The sequence below is a fragment of the Paenibacillus sp. RC84 genome (assembly GCF_041260495.1).
Classification (GTDB): Bacteria; Bacillota; Bacilli; order Paenibacillales; family NBRC-103111; genus Paenibacillus_F.
On the sequence record NZ_JBGBYL010000013.1, the window covers coordinates 53,318 to 77,710 of the forward strand.

The 24,393-nt window shown below is 52.5% G+C and carries 25 protein-coding genes; all 25 read left to right on the plus strand.

Going from position 1 to position 24,393, the window contains the following annotated elements:
• Positions 1–26: 26 nt before the first annotated feature.
• The 25 genes from atpB to spoIIID all read left to right on the plus strand — a co-directional run bounded on the left by atpB (position 27) and on the right by spoIIID (position 24,289).
• The gene (gene atpB / locus ABH899_RS25885) at positions 27–806 is read left to right on the plus strand and encodes a F0F1 ATP synthase subunit A (protein WP_009677116.1); all 780 of its coding nucleotides are present in this window, start codon (positions 27–29) and stop codon (positions 804–806) included.
• Between the two features lie 106 nt (positions 807–912).
• On the plus strand, positions 913–1,125 hold the full coding sequence (gene atpE / locus ABH899_RS25890) for a F0F1 ATP synthase subunit C (protein ID WP_009677035.1): 213 nt from the start codon (positions 913–915) through the stop codon (positions 1,123–1,125).
• A gap of 110 nt (positions 1,126–1,235) precedes the next feature.
• Positions 1,236–1,721 carry a F0F1 ATP synthase subunit B gene (atpF, locus tag ABH899_RS25895; RefSeq protein ID WP_009677031.1) on the plus strand — a complete coding sequence of 162 codons (486 nt, stop codon included), beginning with the start codon at positions 1,236–1,238 and terminating at the stop codon, positions 1,719–1,721.
• Entirely contained in the window at positions 1,718–2,266 is a 549-nt protein-coding gene (locus ABH899_RS25900; protein WP_009677091.1) for a F0F1 ATP synthase subunit delta, read from the plus strand. The genes atpF and ABH899_RS25900 overlap by 4 nt, the downstream gene beginning before the upstream one ends.
• Before the next feature lie 16 nt (positions 2,267–2,282).
• Positions 2,283–3,797 (plus strand): F0F1 ATP synthase subunit alpha, encoded by a 1,515-nt coding sequence (gene atpA, locus ABH899_RS25905; RefSeq protein WP_009677068.1) that lies wholly within the window; start codon positions 2,283–2,285, stop codon positions 3,795–3,797.
• Positions 3,798–3,845: 48 nt separating this feature from the next.
• On the plus strand, positions 3,846–4,709 hold the full coding sequence (atpG, locus tag ABH899_RS25910) for an ATP synthase F1 subunit gamma (RefSeq protein ID WP_009676985.1): 864 nt from the start codon (positions 3,846–3,848) through the stop codon (positions 4,707–4,709).
• Positions 4,710–4,753: 44 nt separating this feature from the next.
• The gene (gene atpD, locus ABH899_RS25915) at positions 4,754–6,163 is read left to right on the plus strand and encodes a F0F1 ATP synthase subunit beta (protein ID WP_009677112.1); all 1,410 of its coding nucleotides are present in this window, start codon (positions 4,754–4,756) and stop codon (positions 6,161–6,163) included.
• Between the two features lie 147 nt (positions 6,164–6,310).
• A complete protein-coding gene (locus ABH899_RS25920; RefSeq protein ID WP_009677079.1) occupies positions 6,311–6,715 on the plus strand; it encodes a F0F1 ATP synthase subunit epsilon in 405 nt (134 codons plus the stop codon).
• A 189-nt stretch (positions 6,716–6,904) separates the two neighbouring features.
• Positions 6,905–7,270: an NADH-quinone oxidoreductase subunit A gene (locus tag ABH899_RS25925; protein ID WP_370001615.1), complete on the plus strand. Its 366-nt coding sequence runs from the start codon at positions 6,905–6,907 to the stop codon at positions 7,268–7,270.
• On the plus strand, positions 7,255–7,773 hold the full coding sequence (locus ABH899_RS25930; RefSeq protein ID WP_009676983.1) for a NuoB/complex I 20 kDa subunit family protein: 519 nt from the start codon (positions 7,255–7,257) through the stop codon (positions 7,771–7,773). The genes ABH899_RS25925 and ABH899_RS25930 overlap by 16 nt, the downstream gene beginning before the upstream one ends.
• Positions 7,770–8,741 carry an NADH-quinone oxidoreductase subunit C gene (locus ABH899_RS25935; RefSeq protein ID WP_370001616.1) on the plus strand — a complete coding sequence of 324 codons (972 nt, stop codon included), beginning with the start codon at positions 7,770–7,772 and terminating at the stop codon, positions 8,739–8,741. Before ABH899_RS25930 ends, ABH899_RS25935 begins: the two co-directional genes overlap by 4 nt.
• 4 nt (positions 8,742–8,745) lie before the next feature.
• Positions 8,746–9,843, plus strand: a complete 1,098-nt coding sequence (locus tag ABH899_RS25940) for an NADH-quinone oxidoreductase subunit D (protein ID WP_370001618.1) — start codon at positions 8,746–8,748, stop codon at positions 9,841–9,843.
• On the plus strand, positions 9,843–10,850 hold the full coding sequence (gene nuoH / locus ABH899_RS25945) for an NADH-quinone oxidoreductase subunit NuoH (RefSeq protein ID WP_370001620.1): 1,008 nt from the start codon (positions 9,843–9,845) through the stop codon (positions 10,848–10,850). Before ABH899_RS25940 ends, nuoH begins: the two co-directional genes overlap by 1 nt.
• Positions 10,851–10,896: 46 nt before the next feature.
• Positions 10,897–11,349 carry an NADH-quinone oxidoreductase subunit NuoI gene (nuoI, locus tag ABH899_RS25950; RefSeq protein ID WP_042233867.1) on the plus strand — a complete coding sequence of 151 codons (453 nt, stop codon included), beginning with the start codon at positions 10,897–10,899 and terminating at the stop codon, positions 11,347–11,349.
• Positions 11,342–11,872 carry an NADH-quinone oxidoreductase subunit J gene (locus ABH899_RS25955; protein WP_218231343.1) on the plus strand — a complete coding sequence of 177 codons (531 nt, stop codon included), beginning with the start codon at positions 11,342–11,344 and terminating at the stop codon, positions 11,870–11,872. Before nuoI ends, ABH899_RS25955 begins: the two co-directional genes overlap by 8 nt.
• 1 nt (position 11,873) lies before the next feature.
• The gene (gene nuoK / locus ABH899_RS25960) at positions 11,874–12,185 is read left to right on the plus strand and encodes an NADH-quinone oxidoreductase subunit NuoK (protein WP_370001623.1); all 312 of its coding nucleotides are present in this window, start codon (positions 11,874–11,876) and stop codon (positions 12,183–12,185) included.
• An 81-nt stretch (positions 12,186–12,266) separates the two neighbouring features.
• A complete protein-coding gene (nuoL, locus tag ABH899_RS25965) occupies positions 12,267–14,141 on the plus strand; it encodes an NADH-quinone oxidoreductase subunit L (RefSeq protein WP_370001624.1) in 1,875 nt (624 codons plus the stop codon).
• Entirely contained in the window at positions 14,131–15,759 is a 1,629-nt protein-coding gene (locus ABH899_RS25970; RefSeq protein WP_370001626.1) for a complex I subunit 4 family protein, read from the plus strand. The genes nuoL and ABH899_RS25970 overlap by 11 nt, the downstream gene beginning before the upstream one ends.
• Before the next feature lie 3 nt (positions 15,760–15,762).
• The gene (locus ABH899_RS25975; protein ID WP_370001627.1) at positions 15,763–17,277 is read left to right on the plus strand and encodes an NADH-quinone oxidoreductase subunit N; all 1,515 of its coding nucleotides are present in this window, start codon (positions 15,763–15,765) and stop codon (positions 17,275–17,277) included.
• 135 nt (positions 17,278–17,412) lie between these two features.
• Positions 17,413–19,965 carry a S8 family serine peptidase gene (locus tag ABH899_RS25980; protein WP_009676970.1) on the plus strand — a complete coding sequence of 851 codons (2,553 nt, stop codon included), beginning with the start codon at positions 17,413–17,415 and terminating at the stop codon, positions 19,963–19,965.
• A gap of 4 nt (positions 19,966–19,969) precedes the next feature.
• Positions 19,970–20,221, plus strand: coding sequence for a DUF1146 family protein (locus tag ABH899_RS25985; RefSeq protein ID WP_009677070.1), 252 nt, complete (start codon positions 19,970–19,972; stop codon positions 20,219–20,221).
• Positions 20,222–20,386: 165 nt separating this feature from the next.
• On the plus strand, positions 20,387–21,709 hold the full coding sequence (gene murA, locus ABH899_RS25990) for a UDP-N-acetylglucosamine 1-carboxyvinyltransferase (RefSeq protein ID WP_009676982.1): 1,323 nt from the start codon (positions 20,387–20,389) through the stop codon (positions 21,707–21,709).
• Positions 21,710–21,934: 225 nt separating this feature from the next.
• Positions 21,935–22,975, plus strand: coding sequence for a stage II sporulation protein D (gene spoIID / locus ABH899_RS25995; RefSeq protein WP_370001629.1), 1,041 nt, complete (start codon positions 21,935–21,937; stop codon positions 22,973–22,975).
• 77 nt (positions 22,976–23,052) lie between these two features.
• Positions 23,053–23,799 carry a M23 family metallopeptidase gene (locus ABH899_RS26000; RefSeq protein ID WP_326050627.1) on the plus strand — a complete coding sequence of 249 codons (747 nt, stop codon included), beginning with the start codon at positions 23,053–23,055 and terminating at the stop codon, positions 23,797–23,799.
• A 199-nt stretch (positions 23,800–23,998) separates the two neighbouring features.
• Positions 23,999–24,289, plus strand: coding sequence for a sporulation transcriptional regulator SpoIIID (gene spoIIID / locus ABH899_RS26005; protein WP_009676986.1), 291 nt, complete (start codon positions 23,999–24,001; stop codon positions 24,287–24,289).
• The last annotated feature ends 104 nt before the right edge of the window (positions 24,290–24,393 follow it).

Genomic DNA, 24,393 nt, shown 5'->3' on the forward strand with positions numbered 1-24,393 from the left:
TGCATGGAAAGGGGTGAAATTGGAAAATGCATGAGTTTCCCGTGCTACACTTCGAAAATGGTATCGATATTGACATTTCAACCTTTTTGGCGATTATCGTATCCTGCGTGGTTGTGTTAGTCCTGGCTCTTCTGTCCGTGCGGAATCTGTCCGTCGACAAACCTTCCAAATTGCAAAACTTTATGGAATGGGTCGTTGAGTTCGTTCATAACACGATTGCGAGTACGATGCCGCTCAGCAAGGCAAAGTCCTACATTTCGTTAGGATTGACATTAATTATGTTTATCTTTGTCTCCAACCTTCTCGGTCTTCCGTTCGGTATCGTAACCGACCATCATAATGGATTTACGCTATTCGGTCAGCAAGTCTTGACGGATGCCCGTATTCATGAGCTGGAGGCAGCAGGCAAGCATGCTTCTGTGGCTTGGTGGAAATCACCGACAGCCGACCTTTCCGTAACGTCCGCACTCGCCCTGATGGTGTTTGTTATGACGAATACACTCGGTTTGACACAGAACACGAAACATTATCTGAAGCATTACTTTGAGCCGTTCTGGTTCTTCCTGCCGCTGAACATCATTAAAGAGCTTTCCAAGCCGTTGACGCTTGCTCTTCGTTTGTTCGCGAACATCTTTGCGGGTGAGGTTTTGATCTCCACCATTATGATGCTGGGTGTTGTAGGGATACCGCTGCTCGCCGTTTGGCAGGGCTTCAGTATCTTCGTAGGTGCCATCCAGGCATTCTTGTTCACCATCCTTACCATGGTTTACATTTCCCAAGCTACCGTTCATCATGAAGATCACTAAATGATCGGCTCAGCTGCGATTAGCAGCTCTGCGCGGCTTCCGCAAGGCGTGGGATCCATATACACATTACAGGTACAAAACCTATTTTCTGAGGAGGAAATTTTTCATGGAATTCCTGGCAGCAGCATTAGCAATCGGTTTGGGCGCACTTGGCGCTGGTATTGGTAACGGTCTGATCGTAAGCAAGACAGTAGAAGGTATCGCTCGTCAACCTGAGCTTCGTGGTACTCTGCAAACAACGATGTTTATCGGTGTTGGTATCGTCGAGGTTGTTCCGATTATCGGTGTCGTTCTGGGCTTCCTGATTTTCTTCAAATAATTCGCATAGCCTCGGTTGGGCGGGGAAGGCCTGAGCCATCCGCGCCTTCGCTATGAATTAGGTTTTTGAAGAATCGCCCCAGCACACAGTTACGGAAAGGAGTGACTCGAATGTCTTGGAATTGGGAATCGTTCGTATTCGCGCTTGTCGCGTTCGGAATTCTATACTGGGTGCTCAGCAAATACGCCTTCGGTCCGTTGCTCGCAACGATGGAAGAGCGCAGAAAGCTGATTGCCGACCAGATGAACTCTGCTGACGCAAGTCGTGTTCAAGCCGAGCAAATGCTCGAAGAACAGAAGCAGGTAATTCAAGAGGCACGTAAAGAAGCTTACCAAATGATCGAGCAAGCTAAATTGACGAGCTCCAAGCAAGCCGAAGAAATCGTCGATAAAGCGAAAGGCGAAGCGGACCGCGTGAAAGAAGAAGCGGTACGCGAGATCGAAAGCGAGAAAAACAAAGCGGTTGCAGCACTGCGCGGTCAAGTTAGCGCTATGTCCGTTATGATCGCTTCTAAAATTATTGAAAAGCAAGTTGACGAAAAGTCACAGGAAGAATTGGTGAACCATTACCTGAATGAGGTAGGGGGATCTAAATGAGTGACATCGTGGTAGCGAAAAGATATGCGAAAGCACTTTTTGAAGCTGCGAAGGAGCAGAACACGGTCGCTCAAGTTGAAACTGAACTGACCGAGATTGTTCAGACGATCCAGGATCATGCGGAACTGCGCAGCGTTCTGGATCATCCGAATATCGACGTGCCTGCGAAACGTCAGCTTTTGTCGAACATCTTTGCGGATCGGATTTCTCCGCTCGTTATGAATACGATTAAACTCCTGATCGATAGAAGACGGCAATCCCTGCTTCCTATTGTACTGTCCGACTTTGTTCAGATTTCCAACGAGTCGCTTGGCCAGGCAGATGCTACGATTTACACAGCCCTGCCGCTGTCTGAAGTACAAGTCAAGGAAATTGCAGACAACTTTAGCCGTATGACCGGCAAACAAATTCGTGTACAGACGGTAGTCGACCCGAGCTTGCTTGGCGGCATTACTGTTCGGATCGGTGACCGTCTATACGACGGCAGTTTGGCTGGCAAACTCGAACGTTTGGAAAAATCGCTGAAACAAGCTCAAGCAATGTAGATAGGGGTGAGGTTCGTTGAGTATCAGACCTGATGAAATCAGCACGCTGATTAAGCAGCAAATCGAAAATTATACAGCAGATCTGCAAGTCGTTGAAGTCGGTACGGTTATCACTATCGGTGACGGTATCGCTCGTGTGCACGGCTTGGAGAACGTCATGGCCGGTGAGCTTCTCGAGTTCGCCAACGGCGTTGTGGGCATGGCGCAGAACCTGGAAGAAAACAATGTAGGTATCATCATTCTCGGACCGTATTCCGACATCCGCGAAGGTGACCAAGTTAAGCGTACAGGCCGCATTATGCAGGTGCCTGTAGGCGAAGCGCTGCTCGGGCGCGTTGTTAACGCACTGGGTATGCCGATTGACGGCAAAGGACCGATCGAAGCTTCCGGATACCGTCCGGTTGAATCCGCGGCTCCTGGCGTTATGGCGCGTAAATCCGTACACGAGCCTATGCAGACCGGTATCAAGGCGATTGACGCGCTTGTACCGATCGGCCGCGGCCAGCGTGAGCTGATCATCGGTGACCGTCAAACCGGTAAAACGGCGATTGCCATCGATACGATCATCAACCAAAAAGGCAACGGCGTGAAATGTATCTACGTGGCCATCGGTCAAAAGCAGTCCACCGTTTCCAACGTAGTGGATACACTCCGCCGCAACGGCGCTCTCGATTACACGATCGTGGTAACCGCGAGTGCATCCGAACCGGCTCCATTGCTCTTCCTGGCTCCTTATTCCGGCTGCGCAATGGGCGAATACTTCATGTACAAAGGCGAGCATGTCCTGATCGTTTATGACGATCTGTCCAAACAAGCTGCCGCTTATCGTGAGCTTTCCTTGCTCCTCCGTCGTCCACCGGGCCGTGAGGCTTATCCGGGTGACGTATTCTATCTTCACTCCCGTTTGCTTGAGCGTGCAGCTAAGCTGAACGACGAACTGGGCGGAGGCTCCATCACGGCGCTTCCATTCATCGAAACTCAAGCGAGTGACGTATCGGCGTACATTCCGACCAACGTTATTTCCATTACGGACGGTCAAATCTTCTTGGAATCCGACCTGTTCTATTCCGGTCAGCGTCCGGCCATCAACGTGGGTATCTCCGTATCCCGTGTAGGTAGCTCCGCTCAAGTGAAAGCCATGAAGAAAGTTGCCGGTACCCTGAAGACTGACCTTGCACAATATCGCGAATTGGCTGCTTTCTCGCAGTTCGGTTCCGACCTTGATAAAGCAACGGTTTCCCGTCTGAACCGTGGTGAGCGTACACTGGAAATCCTGAAGCAGGGTATTAACGAGCCGATGCCTTTCGAAAAACAGGTTATCAGCATCTATGCCGCTACTAAAGGATTCCTGGACGAATTGCCGGTTAAAGACATTACCCGTTACGAAAAAGAATTCCTTGCATACCTCGATGCCAACAAACCGGAAATCGCCAGCTCCATCCGTGACACGAAGGATCTTACTTCCGACACGGAAAAAGCGCTGGTTGCAGCTATCGAGACATTCCTCAAAGGATTCTCGGTATCCGAATAATTATGAGAATTTGCGATTCCATAATCAAGCTGCAGGGGGTGAAACAGTATGGCTAAGGGTATACGCGAGATTAAGCGTCAGATTAAGAGCAAACAGAACACAAGGCAGATCACTAAAGCGATGGAGATGGTCGCGGCTTCCAAGCTGAAGCGCGCCCAGAACAATGCGGAGGCATCCCGTCCTTATGCGGATAAGATCCGCGAAGTGGTGTTTAGTGTGGCTGCAGGCTCGAAGGGCGTTCAGCATCCGATGCTCCAGGTTCGTGAAGTCAAACGCACGGGATATCTGGTTTTGACTTCAGACCGCGGACTCGCTGGCGGTTTTAACGCCAACGTGCTTCGGAAGGCGTTAAATGCTATTCGTGAGCGGCATAAATCTACGGATGAATATGCGGTTTTCGTTGTTGGCCGCAAAGGCAAGGATTTCTTCAAGCGGAGAAACATCCCGGTCTTTGACGAAGTCTCAGGTCTCAGCGATTCTCCGACGTTTGCCGATATTAAGCAGCTCGCTTCGTCCGCTGTACAGAACTTCATCGACGGCAATTACGACGAGCTGTACGTCTACTACAACCAGTTCCATAACGCAATTACGCAAACGCCGGTTGAGAAAAAGCTGCTGCCGCTCGAGCAGCCGGAGTCCGGCAGCAGCGCTGTCTCTTCTTACGAATATGAGCCCTCCGCCGAAGGCGTTCTGGAAGTACTGCTTCCGAAGTATGCGGAAACGGTCATTTTCAGCGCCGTGCTGGAAAGCAAAGCGAGCGAATTCGGCGCGCGTATGACCGCTATGGGTAGCGCGACGAAGAATGCGACGAAGATGATTGCAGAGCTTACACTTTCCTACAACCGTGCACGTCAGGCGGCAATTACCCAGGAAATCTCGGAGATTGTTGCCGGTGCCAACGCATTGAACTAATGCGCAGTGCGGAACTAAGCATTTGAGTACAGGAGGGAAATACAATGAGCAAAGGACGTGTTGTTCAGGTCTTGGGACCAGTTGTCGACATCGAGTTCGAACGTGGACATCTTCCCGAGATTCTGAATGCCATTAAAATTCAAAAAACTGCTCAATCCGCTGATCAAGAAAACAGCGAAGTGACAGTTGAAGTTGCCGTACACCTTGGCGACAACCAAGTACGCTGTGTGGCTATGTCTTCCACGGACGGTCTCGTGCGCGGAATGGCAGCTATCGATAGCGGTGCCGCTATCTCCGTACCGGTCGGTCCTGCTACGCTGGGTCGTGTATACAACGTACTGGGCGATCCGATCGACGGCAAAGGTCCTGCGGACCGGACCCTGACATCCCCGATTCACAAGCAAGCTCCTGAGTATGTCAACCTGACGACTCAAGCTGAAATGCTGGAAACGGGTATCAAGGTTATCGACCTTCTTGCTCCTTACATGAAGGGCGGAAAGATCGGCCTCTTCGGTGGTGCGGGTGTAGGTAAAACCGTAACCATGCAAGAGCTTATTCATAACATCGCGCAGGAGCATGGCGGTATCTCCGTATTTGCCGGCGTAGGTGAAAGAACACGTGAAGGTAACGACCTTTATCACGAGATGAGTGATTCCGGCGTTATCGCCAAGACCGCAATGGTGTTCGGTCAAATGAACGAACCTCCAGGCGCGCGTCTGCGTGTTGCTCTTTCCGGTCTGACTATGGCCGAGTATTTCCGTGATGAGGAAGGCCGTGACGTACTTCTGTTCATCGACAACATCTTCCGTTTCACACAAGCGGGTTCCGAAGTTTCCGCCCTCCTCGGACGTATGCCGTCCGCGGTAGGTTACCAGCCTACGCTGGCAACCGAAATGGGTCAACTTCAAGAGCGTATTACTTCCACGACCAAAGGTTCCGTAACGTCGATTCAAGCGATCTACGTACCGGCGGATGACTACACTGACCCGGCTCCGGCAACCGCGTTTGCCCACTTGGACGCAACGACTAACCTCGAGCGTGCCATTGCCGCGAAAGGTATCTTCCCGGCGGTTGACCCGCTTGCCTCTTCTTCCCGTATCCTGACTCCTCAGGTAGTAGGCGAAGAGCACTATGAAGTGGCGCAAGGCGTTAAGCGTCTGCTTCAGCGTTACAAAGAACTTCAAGATATTATCGCGATCCTCGGTATGGACGAGTTGAGCGAAGAAGACAGGGTTGCCGTTAACCGCGCAAGACGCGTAGAACGCTTCCTGTCCCAACCGCTCCACGTTGCCGAAGCGTTTAACGGTATGCCAGGTCTCTACTGCCCGGTTAAAGAAACCGTACGCAGCTTTAGAGAACTGCTTGACGGTAAGCATGACGATCTGCCGGAAGCAGCTTTCGTTAACGTAGGTTCGATTGATGAGGCCGTTGAAAAGGCAAGAACGATGGTATAAGCAATCGGGTCATGCGGGCATCTGCCTGCTTTCCCGGGTTTGAGCCGAGTCGGGGAGAGGATCTCTCGCAGAGCGCTTCTTTCTGACAAGGTGAAAAGCTTACGAAGCGAACGAACTTTCTAGCGAAAGTTCTGGGGAGGAATGAGCGTGAGTACTTTCCTTTTGGAAATCGTAACTCCGGAGCGCATCGTATATACCCAGAATGTTCACATGGTAAGTGTCGACGGCATCGAAGGCCAACTTGGCATTCTTCCGAACCACATTCCGTTTGTGACACCCTTGAAAATCGCACCCGCCACGATCAAATTTGAGAATGGCAAACAAGAAACTGTCGCTTTGAACGGCGGTTTCATGGAAGTGCGCAAAGATAAGGTTGTCATCCTGGCGGAAAGTGCGGAGCTGCCTGGCGACATTGACATCGAACGTGCGAAGTCTGCGAAGGAACGCGCCGAGAAACGTTTAACGGGTAAGAAGGACGAAGCTGATTTCCAGCGCGCCGAACTTGCTCTTAAACGGGCGTTGAACCGGATCGGGGTTTACGAGCATAAATAAGCAAGAAGAACAGAGGACGTTCATGCGTCTTCTGTTTTTTATTTTCTCAGCAAAGTATACGCTTACATCTAAAATCATTTTCATTAGACACATTTTTTGAGCGTATGCTATAATTGGAAAGGCGTTACATTACCAAATTTTATGAGATGATTCAAGATTTCTTATGAAAATGGAGGCGGTTTCAAGCAGATGTACGCGGTAAAGTATGTGATCGTAGCCATTTTCGTCGCACTCGGCATTTTGCTTCCGGTTGCAGCTCTTACGATCGGCAGATGGCTTAGACCCAACAAGCCGAACGAAGACAAGGCGACCACTTACGAAAGCGGAAATGAGCCGGTAGGGGAAGGTCAGGTCAGGTTCAATATCCGGTATTATCTTTTCGCCTTATTGTTTGTTATTTTCGATGTAGAAACCGTATTTTTGTATCCGTGGGCCGTGGCGTATAACAAGCTGGGGCTGTTTGCACTGGTGGAAATGTGTATTTTTGTCCTGCTTCTCGGTGTCGGGCTACTTTATGCTTGGAAGAAGAAGGTGCTGCAATGGACTTCAATTTAGAGTCGATAACTCCGGAGGATCGTGCTGAACTGGATCGTAACGTGTTTATGACAACCCTGGAGCAGGTCAAAGCCTGGGCAAGGAGCAATTCCTTGTGGCCGCTCACTTTCGGTCTTGCCTGCTGTGCCATCGAAATGATGGGTACGGGCGCATCGCATTATGATCTGGACCGTTTTGGCGTTATTTTCAGGACATCTCCCCGCCAATCCGATGTGATGATCGTGGCCGGCACGGTGACGAAGAAAATGGCTCCGCTGCTGCGCCGTCTGTACGATCAAATGCCGGAACCGAAGTGGGTCATTGCGATGGGGTCCTGCGCTACAGCGGGCGGTCCGTACGTAAAATCTTATGCGGTTGTAAAAGGCGTCGATCAGGTGGTTCCGGTTGATGTCTATATTCCGGGCTGTCCGCCGAATCCGGCGGCATTGATTTATGGAATCAATAAGCTTCAGGAGAAAATCCGTTACGAGGCAAAAACCGGAAAGCAGGTGACGAACCTGTGACCGATAAGGAAAAGGAAAATCCGCAGGAAACCGATATTCGATCAAAACCGACAAAATCAGACGAAAAATTGGAAGCGAATACAATTGAATATAAGGAAAAACAAGGGATTTTGTCGAAAGAGGAAAAAGACGAGTTACATACAAGTTTAGAGAGCACAGGATCAGCGGGGGACGGCACGGCGCCTCGGGTCCCTTCGCCCGAGCAGAGCGCCTCGGCAGCGGACACCGACGAATCGGCGCCGGAGACCCCGGCGTCCGGTGCTGCACAGCGCCCGGACGCAAACCGTGCGGCAGCGCGAAGCACCGCTGCCGCTGAATCCGGCGGCACCGCTCCGGCCGCGGTGAGCGGCGCTGCCCCGACTGAGGGTGCAGCGGCCGAGGACGGCGGCGACAAAGCGAAAGCCTCCGCCGAAGCTCGCGCAGCCCGTGCGGCGGCCCGCGCCGCCAAAACCGGGGCTCCGGCGGAGGATGCCCCGCCGAAGCCGCCGTCCCCGAACCAGCCGCTGCTGGACCGGCTGGTCGAGATCCTGAAGGGAGAGGTGGCCGAAAACGCCGTTGATGAAGCGTTCATCAACGAGATCGACGGCCACCGTCCCTTCGTGGTTATCCGCGGCGAGCACTGGGTGCGTGCCGCGGAGGTCTTCCTGCAGCACGAGGAGCTGCAGTGCGGCTACCTGCGCAGCGTGAGCGGCGTAGACCTCGGCAGCCAGCTGGAAGTGGTTTACCATCTGCTCTCTATCCCGCTGCGCAAAGAATACGGAGTCCGCGTGCGCACAGAGCGGGAGGCTCCGTCCGTTCCCTCTGTCGCTTCCGTATGGCCGACCGCGGACTGGAACGAGCGGGAAATCTATGACCTGCTGGGCATTGATTTTCCCGGCCATCCCAACCTGACGCGCATCATGATGCCGGACGAGTGGGTCGGCCACCCGCTGCGCAAAGATTACGAAGCGTACGACCCGGAGGTGTAGCGTTGTGTTACGGACAGAAGAACTGCTGCTTAACGTAGGGCCTCAGCATCCCAGTACCCACGGGGTATTCCGGATTATCGTCAAGCTGGACGGGGAGATTATCCGGGAGGCGATCCCTGTAATGGGTTATCTGCACCGCGGTACCGAGAAACTTGCGGAAAATCTCAATTACACACAAATTATTCCTTATACGGACCGGATGGATTACGTTTCGGCCATGACCAACAATTATGTGCTGGTCAATGCGGTCGAACGGATGCTTGGCCTGCAAATACCCGAAAGAGCCGAATATTTGCGTATTCTGGTCATGGAGCTTCAGCGGATTGCCAGTCATCTGGTCTGGTGGGGAACTTATTTGCTCGATATCGGGGCGATGAGTCCGTTTCTTTATGCGTTCCGCGACCGGGAGATGATCATCGACTTTTTCAATGAACTGTGCGGCGCCAGACTTACCTACAATTATATGCGTGTCGGCGGGGTCAAATGGGATGCCCCGGAAGGCTGGCTGGACAAAATCCGGGCATTTATTCCTTACATGAAGAGTAAGCTGGAAGAGTATGACCGTCTTGTCAGCGGCAATGAAATTTTTCTCGCTCGGATCAAAGGCGTGGGCCGTTACGATGCCGATACGGCTATCGCTTACGGATTAAGCGGGGCGAACCTGCGTTGTACCGGCGTGAAATGGGACTTGCGTAAGGATCAGCCTTACTGCATCTATGATCGTTTCGATTTTGACGTACCGGTGGGAACCAAGGGTGACTGCTACGACCGTTATCTCATTAGAATGGAAGAGATCGTTCAATCCCTGCGTATCATCGAACAGGCGCTGGATCAGATTCCCGAAGGCGATACGATGGGAAAAGCCCCCCGGGTCATTAAGCCGCCGGAAGGCGATATTTATGCGCCGATCGAATCACCGAGGGGGGAAATCGGCTGTTTTATTATGTCCAAAGGGCGGCCCGAACCGTTCCGGCTGAAGTTCCGCCGCCCCTCCTTCGTGAATCTTCAAATTTTACCGAAGCTGCTGGTCGGGGAAACCATGACGAATCTGATTACCATTCTCGGCGGGATTGATATCGTTGTAGGGGAGGTGGACGGCTGATGCTGGATCTGGTCGGACAACCGCTGACATGGACGACGGGGCTTATTTTCGCGGCCTACGGCGTTGTGCTGCTTCTTATCATCCTGGGATTCGTAACGTATGCCATCTACTTCGAGCGAAAAGTCATTGGCTGGATGCAGGGGAGATACGGCCCGAACCGTGTAGGTCCGCTGGGACTGCTGCAAACGGTCGCTGACGTGTTTAAGCTGCTCATCAAGGAAGATACCATTCCGCGCAAAGCGGACCGGGAGCTGTTCATTCTCGCGCCTGTGCTTACGTTTATCCCGGCGTTCGTCGTTGTGGCGACGATTCCGTTCACGGCCAATCTCATTCATGCCGATCTTGATGTCGGCCTTCTTTATTACGTAGCGTTGTCCGGTATTTCCACCCTGGGAATGATTCTCGGCGGTTGGGCTTCCAACAACAAATATGCCCTGCTTGGCGGCATGCGGTCAGCCGCCCAAATGATCAGTTACGAGGTTCCTCTCGTCATTTCCGTGATCGGGGTCATCATGATGACCGGCACCTTGAACCTTCATAAAATCGTGGAAGCCCAAGGCGATAACTTCTGGAACTGGAACTTCCTCCCCCAGATTGTCGGTTTTATCGTCTTCGTCATTGCGGGCGTGTCCGAGCTGAACCGCACCCCGTTTGACCTGCCCGAAGCCGAATCGGAACTTGTAGCCGGCTACCATGTCGAATACAGCGGATTCCGTTTCGCTTTCTTCATGCTTGCGGAATATGTGTACGTCTTTGCGATCGCTTCTTTAACGACGGTCCTTTTCCTGGGCGGCTGGCACGCTCCTTTTGCTTTTCTCGCTTTTATTCCCGGCATTGTCTGGTTTCTGCTTAAATTCTCGTTCATTGTCTTCTTCTTTTTCTGGATCAGGGCGACTTTGCCCCGAATCCGGATTGATCAGCTGATGGGACTCGGCTGGAAGGTGCTTTTGCCTCTGGCGCTGCTCAATATTTTTATAACGGCTCTCTACATGGGGATTACCGGGTAACGCGGCCGCTGCCGTTCTATGAAGTCGTAAAAGGAGGAGAGGGCCAGTGAAAGGTCTTATCAAAGGATTAGGCGTCACACTCAAAACGATGACCCAGAAAAAAGTGACCTACGCTTATCCCGATGTGCCCCTGCAAATGCCGGACCGGTTCCGGGGAATCCAGCATTTCGAACCGGACAAATGTATTGTCTGCAATATGTGCGCGAAAGTGTGCCCCACGGAGTGTATTACCCTGACGGGGAAACCCAATCCCGATCCCGATAAAAAGGGCAAAATTATCGACACTTACGATATTAATTTTGAAATCTGCATCCTTTGCGATCTTTGCACGGAAGTTTGTCCGACCGAAGCGATTGTGATGACCAACCATTTTGAATTGAGCGCCTACAGCCGTGACGAGCTGTTTAAAGATATGAAGTGGCTCACGGACAACAACACGCTGGTGCGTAAAGAAAACAACTCCGCCCTTCCCAAAGGAGGCGCGAAGAAAGATGTTTAGCGGGTTAGGAAGCTTTTTGTCGCAGGGGGAGAACTGGTGGTTCCTTCTGTTTGCCATCTGTGCGATAGGAGGCGCCATCTATATGATCACCTTCACGAAAGTCGTTCATATGGTGCTGTCCGTTGCTTTTACGTTCGTGAGTCTGGCCGGGCTGTACGTGCTGCTGGAAGCGGAGTTTGTCGGTTTTGTCCAGATTCTGATTTATGCGGGAGCCATCTCGATCCTGATGATTTTCGGCATTATGATGACCAACCACCGGGCTGAGGAGAAGGCCAAGAGCGGGCCGGTTCAGAAGATTCTGCTCGGTATCGGGTCGTTGGGGCTCTTCGGCATCCTTTTCTATGCGATTCAAAATACGACCTTTCCGTCGGCCTCAGGCTCTCTTCAGACCGGGCAGGATAATACGCTTGAGATCGGAAAACTGTTGTACAACGAATACGTCATTCCGTTCGAAATTATGTCCGTGCTGCTGACGGTCGCCTTTATCGGAGCGATTGTCGTTGCCAAAAGAGAGGAGGATTAACGTGACAAGTGTCGTGACTCCTTATCTGACTCTGGCGGCCATTTTGTTCTGTATCGGTTTGTACGGGGCTTTGTCCAAGAGGAACGGTGTCATCGTTCTCCTCTCCATCGAACTGATGCTCAACGCCGTGAACCTGAATCTGGTCGCATTCGCCAAAATGGGCGCGCAGCCTGCGCTGATCGGGCAAGTTTTTTCCTTGTTCACCATCACGGTAGCGGCAGCGGAAGCGGCTGTTGGCGTCGCTATCCTGATCGCTCTCTACCGCAATAAGGGAACGGGCAACGTGGATGAAATGAACACCATGAAGCATTAGCGGCGAACGGTGCGGCTCTTATCCTCATCTTTGATTGGCAGAGCTGTCTAACGTCATGGCCTTGAAGGAGGAAGGAAAAATATGATTTCCGTTTATTCGCAATATGCCTGGCTCATCCCGCTGTTTCCGCTCCTGGCCTATGTTCTGATAACCGCTTCGGGCAGGTCGGCAAGAAGAACAGGTCTATACCTGAGCACGGCCGCTATCTTCGCTTCGTTTGTTGTGGCCCTTCTCATTCTTATCGAGAGACTTGGAAAAGGCGTTCAAGACTACACTTGGAACGGTTTCCAGTGGCTGCGGGTGGGCGATTTTGCGGTGAGCCTGGGCTTCGAGGTCAATAATTTAAACGCGATCATGCTCATTGTTGTCACTCTCGTATCATTGCTGGTCCATATCTATTCGATCGGATATATGAAGGATGACGAGCGGGTCCATGTGTTTTTCAGCTACATAGCGCTCTTTTCTTTTGCGATGCTGGGGTTGGTTATTTCGGTCAACCTGGTGGAGTTTTACATGTTTTGGGAACTTGTCGGAGTCTGCTCGTTCCTGCTGATCGGATTCTGGTATACGAAACCCGAGGCTAAGGCTGCCGCAAAAAAAGCTTTTATCGTGACAAGAATCGGCGATTTCGGATTGTTTATCGGAATTCTTCTTCTGTTCTGGAGCATGCCGGGTCATGCGTTGGATTTTAATTCGGTACAAAATGCGTTTACAAGCGGTCAGGTGGAAAGCTCCGCAGCAACTTGGATCGCGCTTCTCTTCTTTATGGGGGCCATGGGAAAATCGGGGCAATTCCCACTGCATACCTGGCTGCCCGATGCGATGGAAGGCCCTACTCCGATCAGTGCGCTTATTCATGCCGCGACTATGGTGGCGGCCGGGGTTTATCTGGTCGCCCGTACGTTCGATGTTTTCCTCGCATCGGATACGGCCATGCAGGTCGTCGCTTATGTAGGCGGTTTTACGGCGATTTTCGCAGCGACAATCGGAACGGCGCAGAACGATATCAAACGGATTCTCGCCTATTCGACCGTATCCCAGCTGGGGTATATGATGATGGCGCTTGGAGTGAGCGCTACGTATACGACAGGAATATTCCATTTGTTTACGCACGCGTTCTTTAAAGCTCTCCTGTTTCTGGGTGCGGGCAGCGTTATTCATGCCGTACAAACGCAGGATATTACCAAAATGGGCGGAATCGGCGGAAGGATGAAGATTACGGCGTGGACGTTCGCGATCGGAACGCTGGCTTTGTCCGGAATTCCTCCGTTCTCCGGTTTCTGGTCCAAGGACGCGATTCTGTCTCAGGCTTACGAGACGAATTCGTTGCTGTTCTGGGTCGGCATCGTCGGTGCTTTCTTTACGGCCTTGTATATGGCCCGGCTCTTTTTCCTGGTATTCTGGGGCAAATCGCGCAGCGGTCAAGAGGTTCACGAATCCCCGGCCTCTATGACGCTCCCGCTCCTTCTGCTGGCGGTTCCCGCCGCTCTTGCCGGCTTTCTCTACACCCCGTGGAGCGGGTGGTTCGGCGACTGGCTGACAGGCAGGACCGAGGAAGAGGCCGTTCACGCGGGCGTGATGCTTCTCTCTACGGCGGCGGGCGTTCTGGGCCTCGTTCTAGGCTACTTGCTGTACGCAAGAAAGTCGGGAAGCTTTGTGTTCTCCGCAAAGTTTCCATGGCTGTACAATCTCGTACGTCGTAAATATTATATCGACGAAATTTACCAGACGGTCATTGTCCTCCCGCTGCGGGGAATCGGGTATCTCTTGCAGGCCGTAGACACGTTTATCGTGGACGGTGCCGTCCGGCTCGTGGCCGCAACCGCCGTCGGACTAGGCCGAACGGGCTCACGTCTGCAGAACGGCCAGGTCCAGACTTACGGTCTGATCACCCTGCTCGGCCTGCTTGTTCTCATCCTTGCTGTAGCCGGAAGGAGGTTTATCCATGTCGGCTAACCTGCTTAGTCTGATCGTGTTTTCCCCGCTGCTCGGCGTGCTCGTCCTCCTTTTTCTGCCGAAGGAGAACAAGAAAGCGCTCCAGGCCGTATGCATGGCGGCGACCGGAATCCCGCTTCTGCTCAGCGTATGGCTGTATGCGGCTTATTCCAACGGAGCGTCGGGGATGCAGTTCAAAGAGCAGCTGGACTGGATCCGCATCCCCCTTAACAAAGAAGGGGTCGAAGGTCTCGCCAGCTTCTACTGGACCGTTCAATACCATCTGGCCGTTGACGGTTTGTCGATGCCGCTCGTTTTCCTCACCGCGTTAGTGTTTACAATGGCCGCCCTCGCTTCGATCTACATCAAAAAAAGATGGAAGGCTTATTCGATCTGGCTGCTGCTGCTGGAAGTCGGCGTTTTCGGCGTGTTTACGTCCCAGGATCTGTTTCTGTTCTTCCTCTTTTTCGAAGTCACCCTCGTTCCGATGTTTTTCCTGATCGGAATCTGGGGCCGCGTAGACCGGGAAAAGGCAGCCGGCCGCTTTCTGATTTACAACGGACTCGGCTCGGCCATCATGCTTGTCGCATTCGTTATTCTAGTCACGACGGCGGGAATTTCCCAGCAGGTCACCGGCAATCAACTGACCGTATTCTACAGCGGCGATATCCAGACGATTGTACATAACCTGCTCCAGGACCCGGCCGCCCTGGTGAATCAGGTGTCGCCTAATCCTCAAGCGGAAAATCCGTTCTTCTTGAGCGGGGGCATGAAAACGGCCCTCCTGGTCATGCTTCTCATCGCTTTCGGCATCAAGCTGCCGATTTTTCCGTTTCACACCTGGATGCTCAAGGTGCACACGGAAGCTCCGCCTCCCGTGGTGATGATTCACTCGGGTATTTTGCTGAAAATGGGCGCTTATGGACTCATCCGTTTCGGCATCCTGTTGTTTCCGGCGCAAGCGCAGGATTGGGCATGGTTACTTGCCCTGTTGGGTGTCATCAACATTTTGTACGGAGCCCTGCTGGCTTTTGTCCAGAACGAGTTCAGGCTAGTGCTCGCATATTCCAGTATCAGCCACATGGGCATTGTACTGCTGGGCTTGGCGGCCTTTAATCCGATCGGTATGCAGGGAGCGATTTTCCAACTCGTTTCTCACGGCCTGATTTCCGCTCTCATGTTCCTGCTCGTCGGCAGTATTTACGAACGGACCTCCACGACGGAACTAGGCAAGCTGGGCGGGCTGGCGAAATCCATGCCTTTTCTTAGCGCTATTCTGCTTGTGGGAGGGCTTGCTTCCCTCGGTCTGCCGGGGCTCTCCGGCTTCGTGAGCGAACTGCTGGCGTTTATCGGCTTGTTCGGTACGGCCCGGATCCTGGCGATTATAGGTGCAGTCGGCATTATCCTGACGGCCGCTTATGTGCTGAGGGGGGTCATGAAGATGACGTACGGACCTCTGCCGGAACGGTTCAAGGGACTGCCGGACGCCCGGTTTATAGAAGCTGTGCCGATGATTGCGCTGGTCGCCTTCATTCTTCTGCTAGGCGTGTATCCGGGTATACTGAGCGAGCCTCTGCAGCAGACGGTAAACGGGTTTCATCAGACGATTCACAGCTTAGCTGGGAAGATAGGGGGATAGAACGTGGAACCGATACGAATTCATGTACAGGATTTAACGCATCTGCTCCCGGAAATGACGCTGGTGATCACGGCTATCCTGCTGTCGGTGCTCGACCTGTTTTTGCCGAAGGGGGTCAACCGGAAATGGATCGGCGGGCTTTCCCTCGCCGGTATTGCGGTCTCTATCGCCTTTGTCATTGCCCAGCTTAATCCCGGTCAGGCAATTGTGCTCCTTAACGAAAGCTACCGCGTAGACGATTTCGGAAACCTGCTGAAACTGGCGTTCCTCGGCGGAACCGCGCTGATTATTCTGATGAGTCTGGGAAGCGTGGAAGACGGGGAGATACCGCATGTCGGGGAATATTATTATTTCCTGCTGCCGGCTGTGCTGGGTGCCATGGTGATGGCTTCCTCCGCCGATCTCATCACGCTATTCGTAGGATTGGAGCTTCTGAGTATTACTTCTTACGTGCTTGTCGCCATGAAAAAGAAAAACACCCGGTCCAACGAGGGCGCCTTCAAGTATGTCATATTGGGCGGAATATCGTCCGCCGTTATTTTATACGGAATGTCATTCCTTTACGGAATTGCGGGAACAACGAACCTGGGGGCGATACAGGCGGCCATCGTCGCAGGTTACGAGAGCTACAAACCGCTCCTGTATGTATCTTTCTTCCTGCTCTTGGCGGGGTTCGGTTTCAAAATAGCGGCCGCGCCTTTCCACTCGTGGGCGCCGGATGTTTATCAGGGAGCCCCGACACCGGTCACCGCTTTTCTCGCCGTTATATCCAAAGGGGCGGCTTTTGCCATCCTGTTCAGGGTCTTTTATGTGCTTCTTGCCTTAGGACAGTTCGGGGACGAAGGGCTTCAGAAAGACATCTTCCTGGCCCTGTCGGTGGTAGCGGCAACCGCCATGATCTGGGGCAATACAGTCGCGCTGCGGCAAAAAAACGTTAAACGGCTGCTGGCTTATTCCGGAATTGCCAATGCCGGTTATCTGCTCGTTCCTTTGGCCGTCCACATCAACCTGGTGCAGGTGGATAACTTCTCCAAATTTTTCTTTTATTTGACCGCCTACATTCTGATGAATATCGGCGCCTTCGCGGTCCTTCTGATTATAGAAAGATCGACCGGAGACGAGGAGATTAAAGGGTTTGCCGGTCTTTATTACCGTGCCCCCTGGACTTCTGCGGCCGCTGTCATTCTTCTTCTGTCGCTTGCGGGCATTCCGGTTTCTGCGGGTTTTTTTGGAAAGTTGTATCTGCTGTTTGGCACCATGCAGGCGCATCTGTATTGGCTCGGTGCCGTTATGATGATCACGAGCGTCATTTCGTTTTATTATTACTTCGGCATTATCCGACAAATGTTCATGCGCGCCGACCTTGAAGACCGGCCCGTAAGCGTGCCGGTCCCCCTCGGAATCACCCTTTGGATATGTGCCGGCTTGACGTTATTGCTGGGACTCGTTCCCGGATATCTGCTCGCTTATATCGATCGGATATTCAGTTTGACTAGGGACCTCCTAATCCTGTCATAAATTTGATATAATATAAGCTTCTCCGCTGTTTGGGCAGTGGAGGGGCTTATTTTTATTGTTTTTATCTTCGATTAGACGGCGTAAAACTATCCGGGCTTATTATTTTTTTAAAATGACCGAAAGAGGACTCTCTAAATGAACCGAAAATTTCGATATAAATGGATGTATGGATGGCTCGGGATTGTACTGCTCGTATGGACCGTCGGCATATCGAATGTACAGGCGTATCCGGTTTCCAGCGACCCTTTGCGGGTGAAACAAACCTATTTGGATGACATACATATGGATGAAGGCTGGGCACAGGCAGGCGATAGCGATGAACCCGTCATCGTGGCGGTCGTGGATACGGGCGTCGATCTGACGCATCCCGATCTCGAAGGCAGACTCGTCCCGGGAGCGAACCTGCTTAATCCGCAGGAGAAGCCCCAGGACGATAACGGCCACGGTACGAACGTGGCCGGGATTATCGCCGCCAAGATGAACAACGACAAAGGCATCGCCGGCATCGCGCCCAACGCGAAAATTATGCCGATCAAGGCATTGGAAGCGGACGGTACGGGCGGGGAGACCAAGCTCGGCGAAGGCATCCGTTATGCCGTCGATCACGGAGCCAAGATCGTCGTACTCTCGCTGGGCTTGAACAAATATTCAAGCTTCATGGCCGGCACGGTCCGCTACGCCGAGGAGCGCGGCGTGCTTCTCGTCGCCGCCTCCGGCAACGAAGGCGGCAGCGTGAAGTATCCCGCCGCGTACCCGACGGTGCTCGGGGTAGGCGGCATGACCTCCGCGCGCCTCGCGGACGACCGGTCGAACTACGGACCGGATCTTGACCTCGTGGCGCCTTGGCAGGTGTACACCACCGCCAAAGGCGGAGGCTACGAGAGCAAGGAGGGCACGTCGATGGCCGCTCCGCAGGTGGCGGGCGCTGCGGCGCTGTTATGGGGCCGCGCCCCTTACCTGGAGCCCTGGCAGCTCAGGGAGCTCATCAAGCAGACGGCGGAGGATCTGGAATCGCCCGGATGGGATGCGACAACAGGCTTCGGGCTCCTGCGGGTAGACCGACTGATGAAGGAGCCGCTTCTGAGCGACCGTTTCGAGCCGAACGACGATTCGGGCCATGCGCCCATGCTGCCCGTACACACTCTCATCCATGCGGATTTTAGCTCCGGCAAAGATACCGATTGGTTTACACTGGATAGTCCTTACGACGGTTTTGTGAAGCTTGTCTTAAAAACAAGTGACGCTAGTCCTGTTTCTATTCGGTACTTTCGGGATAATAAAGAGGCAGAAGAGGTTTTCACCACGGACCCTCAGAATCCGGTTGTGACTCTGCCTGTTCAGAAGGGAAAGAGCAAAATCGCGGCAAGTCTTCTGGATCCGGGTAGAGCAGGGGCAGTCCTGTATACGCTGCAGACCGATTTCCAGATTTATCAAGACGCTTTTGAAGATAACGACCATCAGTATAAAGCGACTTCCCTGCCTGCGAGAAGCCAGATTGTGAAGGGCACCTTTCATCAGGAGAACGATCAGGATTGGTTTATGATTTCTTTTAAGAAATCCGGTACTCTCCGCTTGAAAACTTCCGTGGATACCGCTAGAATAGACCCGGTAGTATTGATTCAGAAAAAGGGAGAAAAATCGACAACTTTTGACCAGTTTGGAGAAGGAGCGACCGAGGCGACCCCTCTTATGAATGTCACGCCAGGCGACTATTACATCCGGATCAGCAATGTGAAGGACAATACGCAGCCGGTGATGGGGGAGTATACGCTATCGGTTGATTATACACCTAAGCTGATTGACCCGAATGAACCCAATAATAAGCCCTACCAGGCTACGACACTGACACTTCATGAAGATCGTCCCGGCGTTATAGAGAGTGCTTCGGATTTGGATTGGTTTCAATTCCGGCTGGAGCAGGAAAGTCTGGTGCAGCTGAAGTTCGGCTCTCTCCAGCGGGGATGCGATATGGCGTTCACGCTGTACGATCACACCCTGAAGGAGCTCGACAGCAAGAGCAGCGAAGGGTCTGCCGAGAATCTTGTTCTTGACAGGCGCTTGCCGGCAGGCTTGTATTATATCAAGCTGCAGAGTGACAGGGCTGCGACTCAGCAGATGTATCAGCTGAATGCGGCCGCACAGCCTCTCGTTGCCGGATTTTCCGATATTCACGGACATTGGGCCGAGAAGGCTATCGCAGACCTGGCCAGCAGGCATGTTATCGACGGAGACGGGAGCTACAAATTTTACCCTGACCTGCCGATCACCCGCGCACAGGCCGCTGTAATGCTGGCGAACGGATTCCGCCTGGATAAGAACAGGCCGGTCGATTATCCGGATCTCAGCAGCAGCCATTGGGCCTATGATTCCATTGCAAGGACAACAATGGCCGGTTACATGGACGGGTATGAGGATGGGCATTTCCGGCCGGATCAGCCTCTGACCCGGATGGAAATGACGCAAGTGATTGCGAATACGATGCAAATGGCAGGCAAATACCGCGGGCGTTCTCCTTTCTTGGACGTTAACGACCGGTATTGGGGCGTCGGCATTCTGAAGCAAATGTCCGGGGACGGCTGGATTCGGGGATTCCCGGATGGGACTTACCGCCCTGACAATCAGGCGACCCGGGCCGAATTTGCAGCCCTTTTGTCCCGGTTTTCGAATGTTTTCGGGAGGAAGAGGTAGAAACATGTCGAATATGGAAGAACTGACAACTGTTGTTCCGCAAATGCCCCTGATCAATATTGTTGTATATTTAGCCGCCGTGGGACTGTCGTGGTGGGCACTCCAGCAGTTCCGATTCGACGTGCTGCTGAAGCAGCCGCGAAGTCCCGCAGCCAAGATGCTGCAAGTGTTTATGTCCATCGGACTCGGTTACCTGGTAGCCAGTTTTTTCTTGAAGTATCTGGAATGGTCTGTAGGATTAAACGGAATTTTTTGACATTTTGTCGAATAACATCGCTTAGACTTGTAAACAATGGTAGTACAACGGTGCCAAACCCAGACCCCATTCCGAACTGTATGAATGGTGTGTTCATGACGACATAGACCGACAGTCACGTTTTACCCGATTTAGAACGATAAATTAAGACGCGGAGGGACCGAGATGAGCAAAATTATCGTCCGCGGTGGCCGTAAATTAGCCGGCAAGATTAAAGTTAACGGCGCCAAAAACGCTGTACTGCCCATCATTGCGGCATCAATTTTGGCTGCGGAAGGAGAAAGTGTCATACATGACGCTCCTCCGCTTGACGATGTACTTGTAATTAACAAAGTACTTAGAAGCCTGGGCCTGCAGCTCAGCTATCATAATCACAGCGTGAAAGTAAACGCTCAAGCGATCGAAACGTGCGAAGCTTCTTACGAGCTCGTTCGTAAAATGCGGGCTTCTTTTCTCGTGATGGGACCACTTTTGGCCCGCCTGGGCAAAGCCCGTATCTCCCTTCCGGGGGGATGTGCTATCGGCACGCGCCCGATCGACCAGCACCTGAAAGGCTTTGAAGCCATGGGAGCGGAGATCGAGCTGGGTCAAGGCTACATCGAAGCCAGAGTGGAGAAACGTCTCAAAGGCGCGAAGATCTATCTCGACGTCGCCAGTGTAGGCGCGACCGAGAACATCATGATGGCCGCTACTCTGGCTGAGGGCACGACGATTATTGAAAACGCGGCGAAAGAGCCCGAAATCGTCGATCTGGCCAACTACTTGAATGCGATGGGCGCAGTTGTCCGGGGTGCCGGTACCGGTGTCATCCGCATTGAAGGCGTGGAAAAAATGAAGGGCGCGGTACATAGCGTCATACCGGACCGTATCGAAGCGGGTACTTATATGATCGCCGCTGCGATTACACGCAGTGAACTGTACGTGGAAGGCGCCATCGGCGATCACCTGCGCCCTGTGATTTCGAAGCTGCAGGAAATGGGCGTACACGTGGAAGAGGACGAGAACGGAATTCTCGTCCGTGCCGACAAACCTTTGCGCGCGGCCGACATCAAGACACTGCCGTATCCCGGCTTCCCCACGGATATGCAGTCTCAGATGATGGCGCTCCAGCTGGTTGCGGACGGCACGAGCCTGGTTACCGAGACGGTATTCGAGAACCGGTTCATGCACGTGGACGAATTTATGCTCATGAACGCCTCGATTAAAGTCGACGGCCGTACGGCTGTCGTGAGCGGCAGCAATAAGCTTAAGGGCGCCAAAGTTTGTGCGACCGACCTCCGCGCGGGTGCCGCTTTGATTCTGGCCGCTCTTGTAGCCGAGGGAGAGACCGAGATTACCGGACTTCACCATATCGACCGGGGATACGTGGATATTACCTCCGCGCTCCGTTCAGTGGGTGCCGATATTCAACGGGTCGTCCCGCAGGAAGAAGAACAGGAGATACCGCAAGAAATCGGACTGTTCGCCGTTCAGCCCACCTGGGCTTAAGCACTGTACTTTCGTGATCCGTTAAAGGATCCAATCAGATATAAGGAAAGCCGGCTCTCCTATCGGAGGGCCGGTTTTTTCGTTCTAATCTAGTAAATACCTTCATAAGATGAGAGTAATCCCGTTCCGCAGAGAGAGGACGATTGGAGCATCCATTCCTTAAGGGCGGCTCCCGGCTATCCTTCTCGATACTAAGACGGAACGGAACACTTACGGAGGCCATCTATGAAGTTTAAGAGACGTTCAAAGCTCAAACAGCCGGCACTGCTTTGGACGGGCATTGCGGTTTCGGGTTTGCTGCTGGTCACCGTTTTGCTTCCCGCCGTGGTCGTCAAACAGCAAACCGGCACTTTTGCGGATCCTCATGACACCGAAGCAGTCTCTTCATCCGCCGGCATGGTTATGGTTCCGGTCTACCTCTCCAAGCAGAAGCAGATTCAGACGGTAAGTCTGGAGCAGTATGTGAAAGGAGTTGTAGCGGCGGAGATGCCTGCGGAGTTTTCGGAAGAGGCTCTCAAAGCTCAGGCGGTTGCGGCGCGTACTTATATCGTACGCCGTATTTTAACGGGAGATTTCAGCAACGTCCCCGTCAAGGAAGCATGGGTCACGGACACGATTCAGCATCAGGCCTACCTGACCGATGACCAGCTTCAGAAACAATGGACAGGCAAGGCGTACGAGTCGAACAGCAAAAAGATCGACGCCGCCGTAAAGGCTACGGCCGATCTCATACTTACCTACGAGGGGAAGCCGATTCAGGCCACATTTTTCTCCACGTCCAATGGGTATACGGAGGATGTCCGCAATGTGTGGGGGTCCGATGTTCCTTATCTGAAGTCGGTCAGCAGCCCGTGGGATGAGAAGCTTTCGCCCAAATTCAAACAAACCATAACCCTTTCCTATAAAGACATTCTTCAAAAGATGGGGCTTCCGGCTTCATCGTCCTTAAATACGGGCAGCATAAAAGTTCTGGAACGGACGGAATCCAAACGGGTCAAGACTGCCATGATAGCGGGCAAAGCATTTACGGGAAAAGAAATAAGAGAGAAACTGGGTCTCAACTCTACCGATTTTGAAGCGGCTTTGAGCGGATCGGATTGGACATTTACGGTAAAAGGGTACGGACATGGAGTCGGAATGAGCCAGTGGGGGGCGAACGGAATGGCCAAAGAAGGGAAGAAAGCCGCGGAAATCGCCTCTTATTATTATCCCGGCGCAAAGCTGACTTCCGCTTCCACTCTACTGAACAAGAAAACTCAAAAATAAGACCTGCTAGAATTTCTTTAGGGCAAATGTATAAAACTCTCAAACGTGTCAACAATGGTTATTGAGGTGATAACCATATGAGAGATGGTAAACAAGAGTTTCAGAACAAGGAAGAAGCTCCCCAAACTGTAACGGGAGCAGGAAATGTCCCTAACTCCGCATGGAAGAGATTTTTGGCCAAAAAGTGGGTTTTCCCGGCAACTTATGTAGCGGCAGCGGCAATTATCTTAACCTTAATGTGGGTCTATCAGGATGCGGTTAAGAAACCGGTCGCAACGAATACGCCGGCTGATTCCGTTCAATCCGATAAACCTGCTGGTGAAACGGCTAACAAAGACAATGCCGTTCCCGTAGGTGCCAAAGCCGAAAGCATTCAATGGCCGGTAAAAGACCGCAGCCAAGTAACGATTTCGCTTCCGTCCTACGACAGCAAAGGCAGCAATGAAGCCAAGCAAGCGGCGATGATCGAATACGGAGATACGATTACCCCTCACGTGGGCGTCGATCTTGTCCGTGCAGACAAGCAGGCGTTTGATGTAAGCGCGGCCCTCAGCGGTAAAGTAACCGCGGTGGACAAAAATCCGGTCGTAGGCAATCTAGTCGAGATTACGCACGACAACGGGCTTGTAACGGTTTATCAAAGCCTTGGGGAAGTGAAAGTAGCCAAAGGCGCCGCCGTTAAACAAGGCGATGTTATCGCACAGGCCGGCCGCAACGAGCTGGAGAAGGACCAAGGCGTCCACCTTCACTTTGAAGTCCGCAAGGCGGAAGACGGCACGGCCGAGCTGCCGGAGCAGCTGCTTCCGGAATTCAAACCGCAATAAATCTTTACCATATCGGCGGATGGGGAGAACCCTATCCGTCTTTTTTTTGCCTGCATACGGAAAACGTCCGGGGGACTAGCTTTCACCTTGTCCGTCAAAATAATTGGACGGAAATAGCTTGTCAGCGGCGGAAACAACGAATATTAGGCCCTACCCCTCATATAATGTACCAAACTATCCGAGTAGGGAGGCGAGGGGAGTGCACGATTACATCAAAGAGCGAACCATTAAGATCGGAACTTGCATCGTTGAGACGAGAAATACGGTTCGCACCATAGCGAAGGAGTTTGGCGTTTCCAAAAGCACGGTGCACAAGGATTTGACGGAGAGACTGCCGGAAATCAACCCGGAGCTGGCCAATCAGGTCAAAACGATCCTCGAATACCACAAATCGATCCGCCATCTTAGGGGAGGGGAAGCGACCAAAATCAAATACCGCAAGACCAAACCTGTCAAATCCGCTGAACCGCTTGTTACGGTTAAATCCTGACTCCCAAGCCCGCCCTTCCTTCCGGAAAATTGTCGAAATTGTCCCGAAAAAAGAGGAATTTCTGTTTTTTTCTGCGAAATTAGCTTATAATGAAAAATATGTAT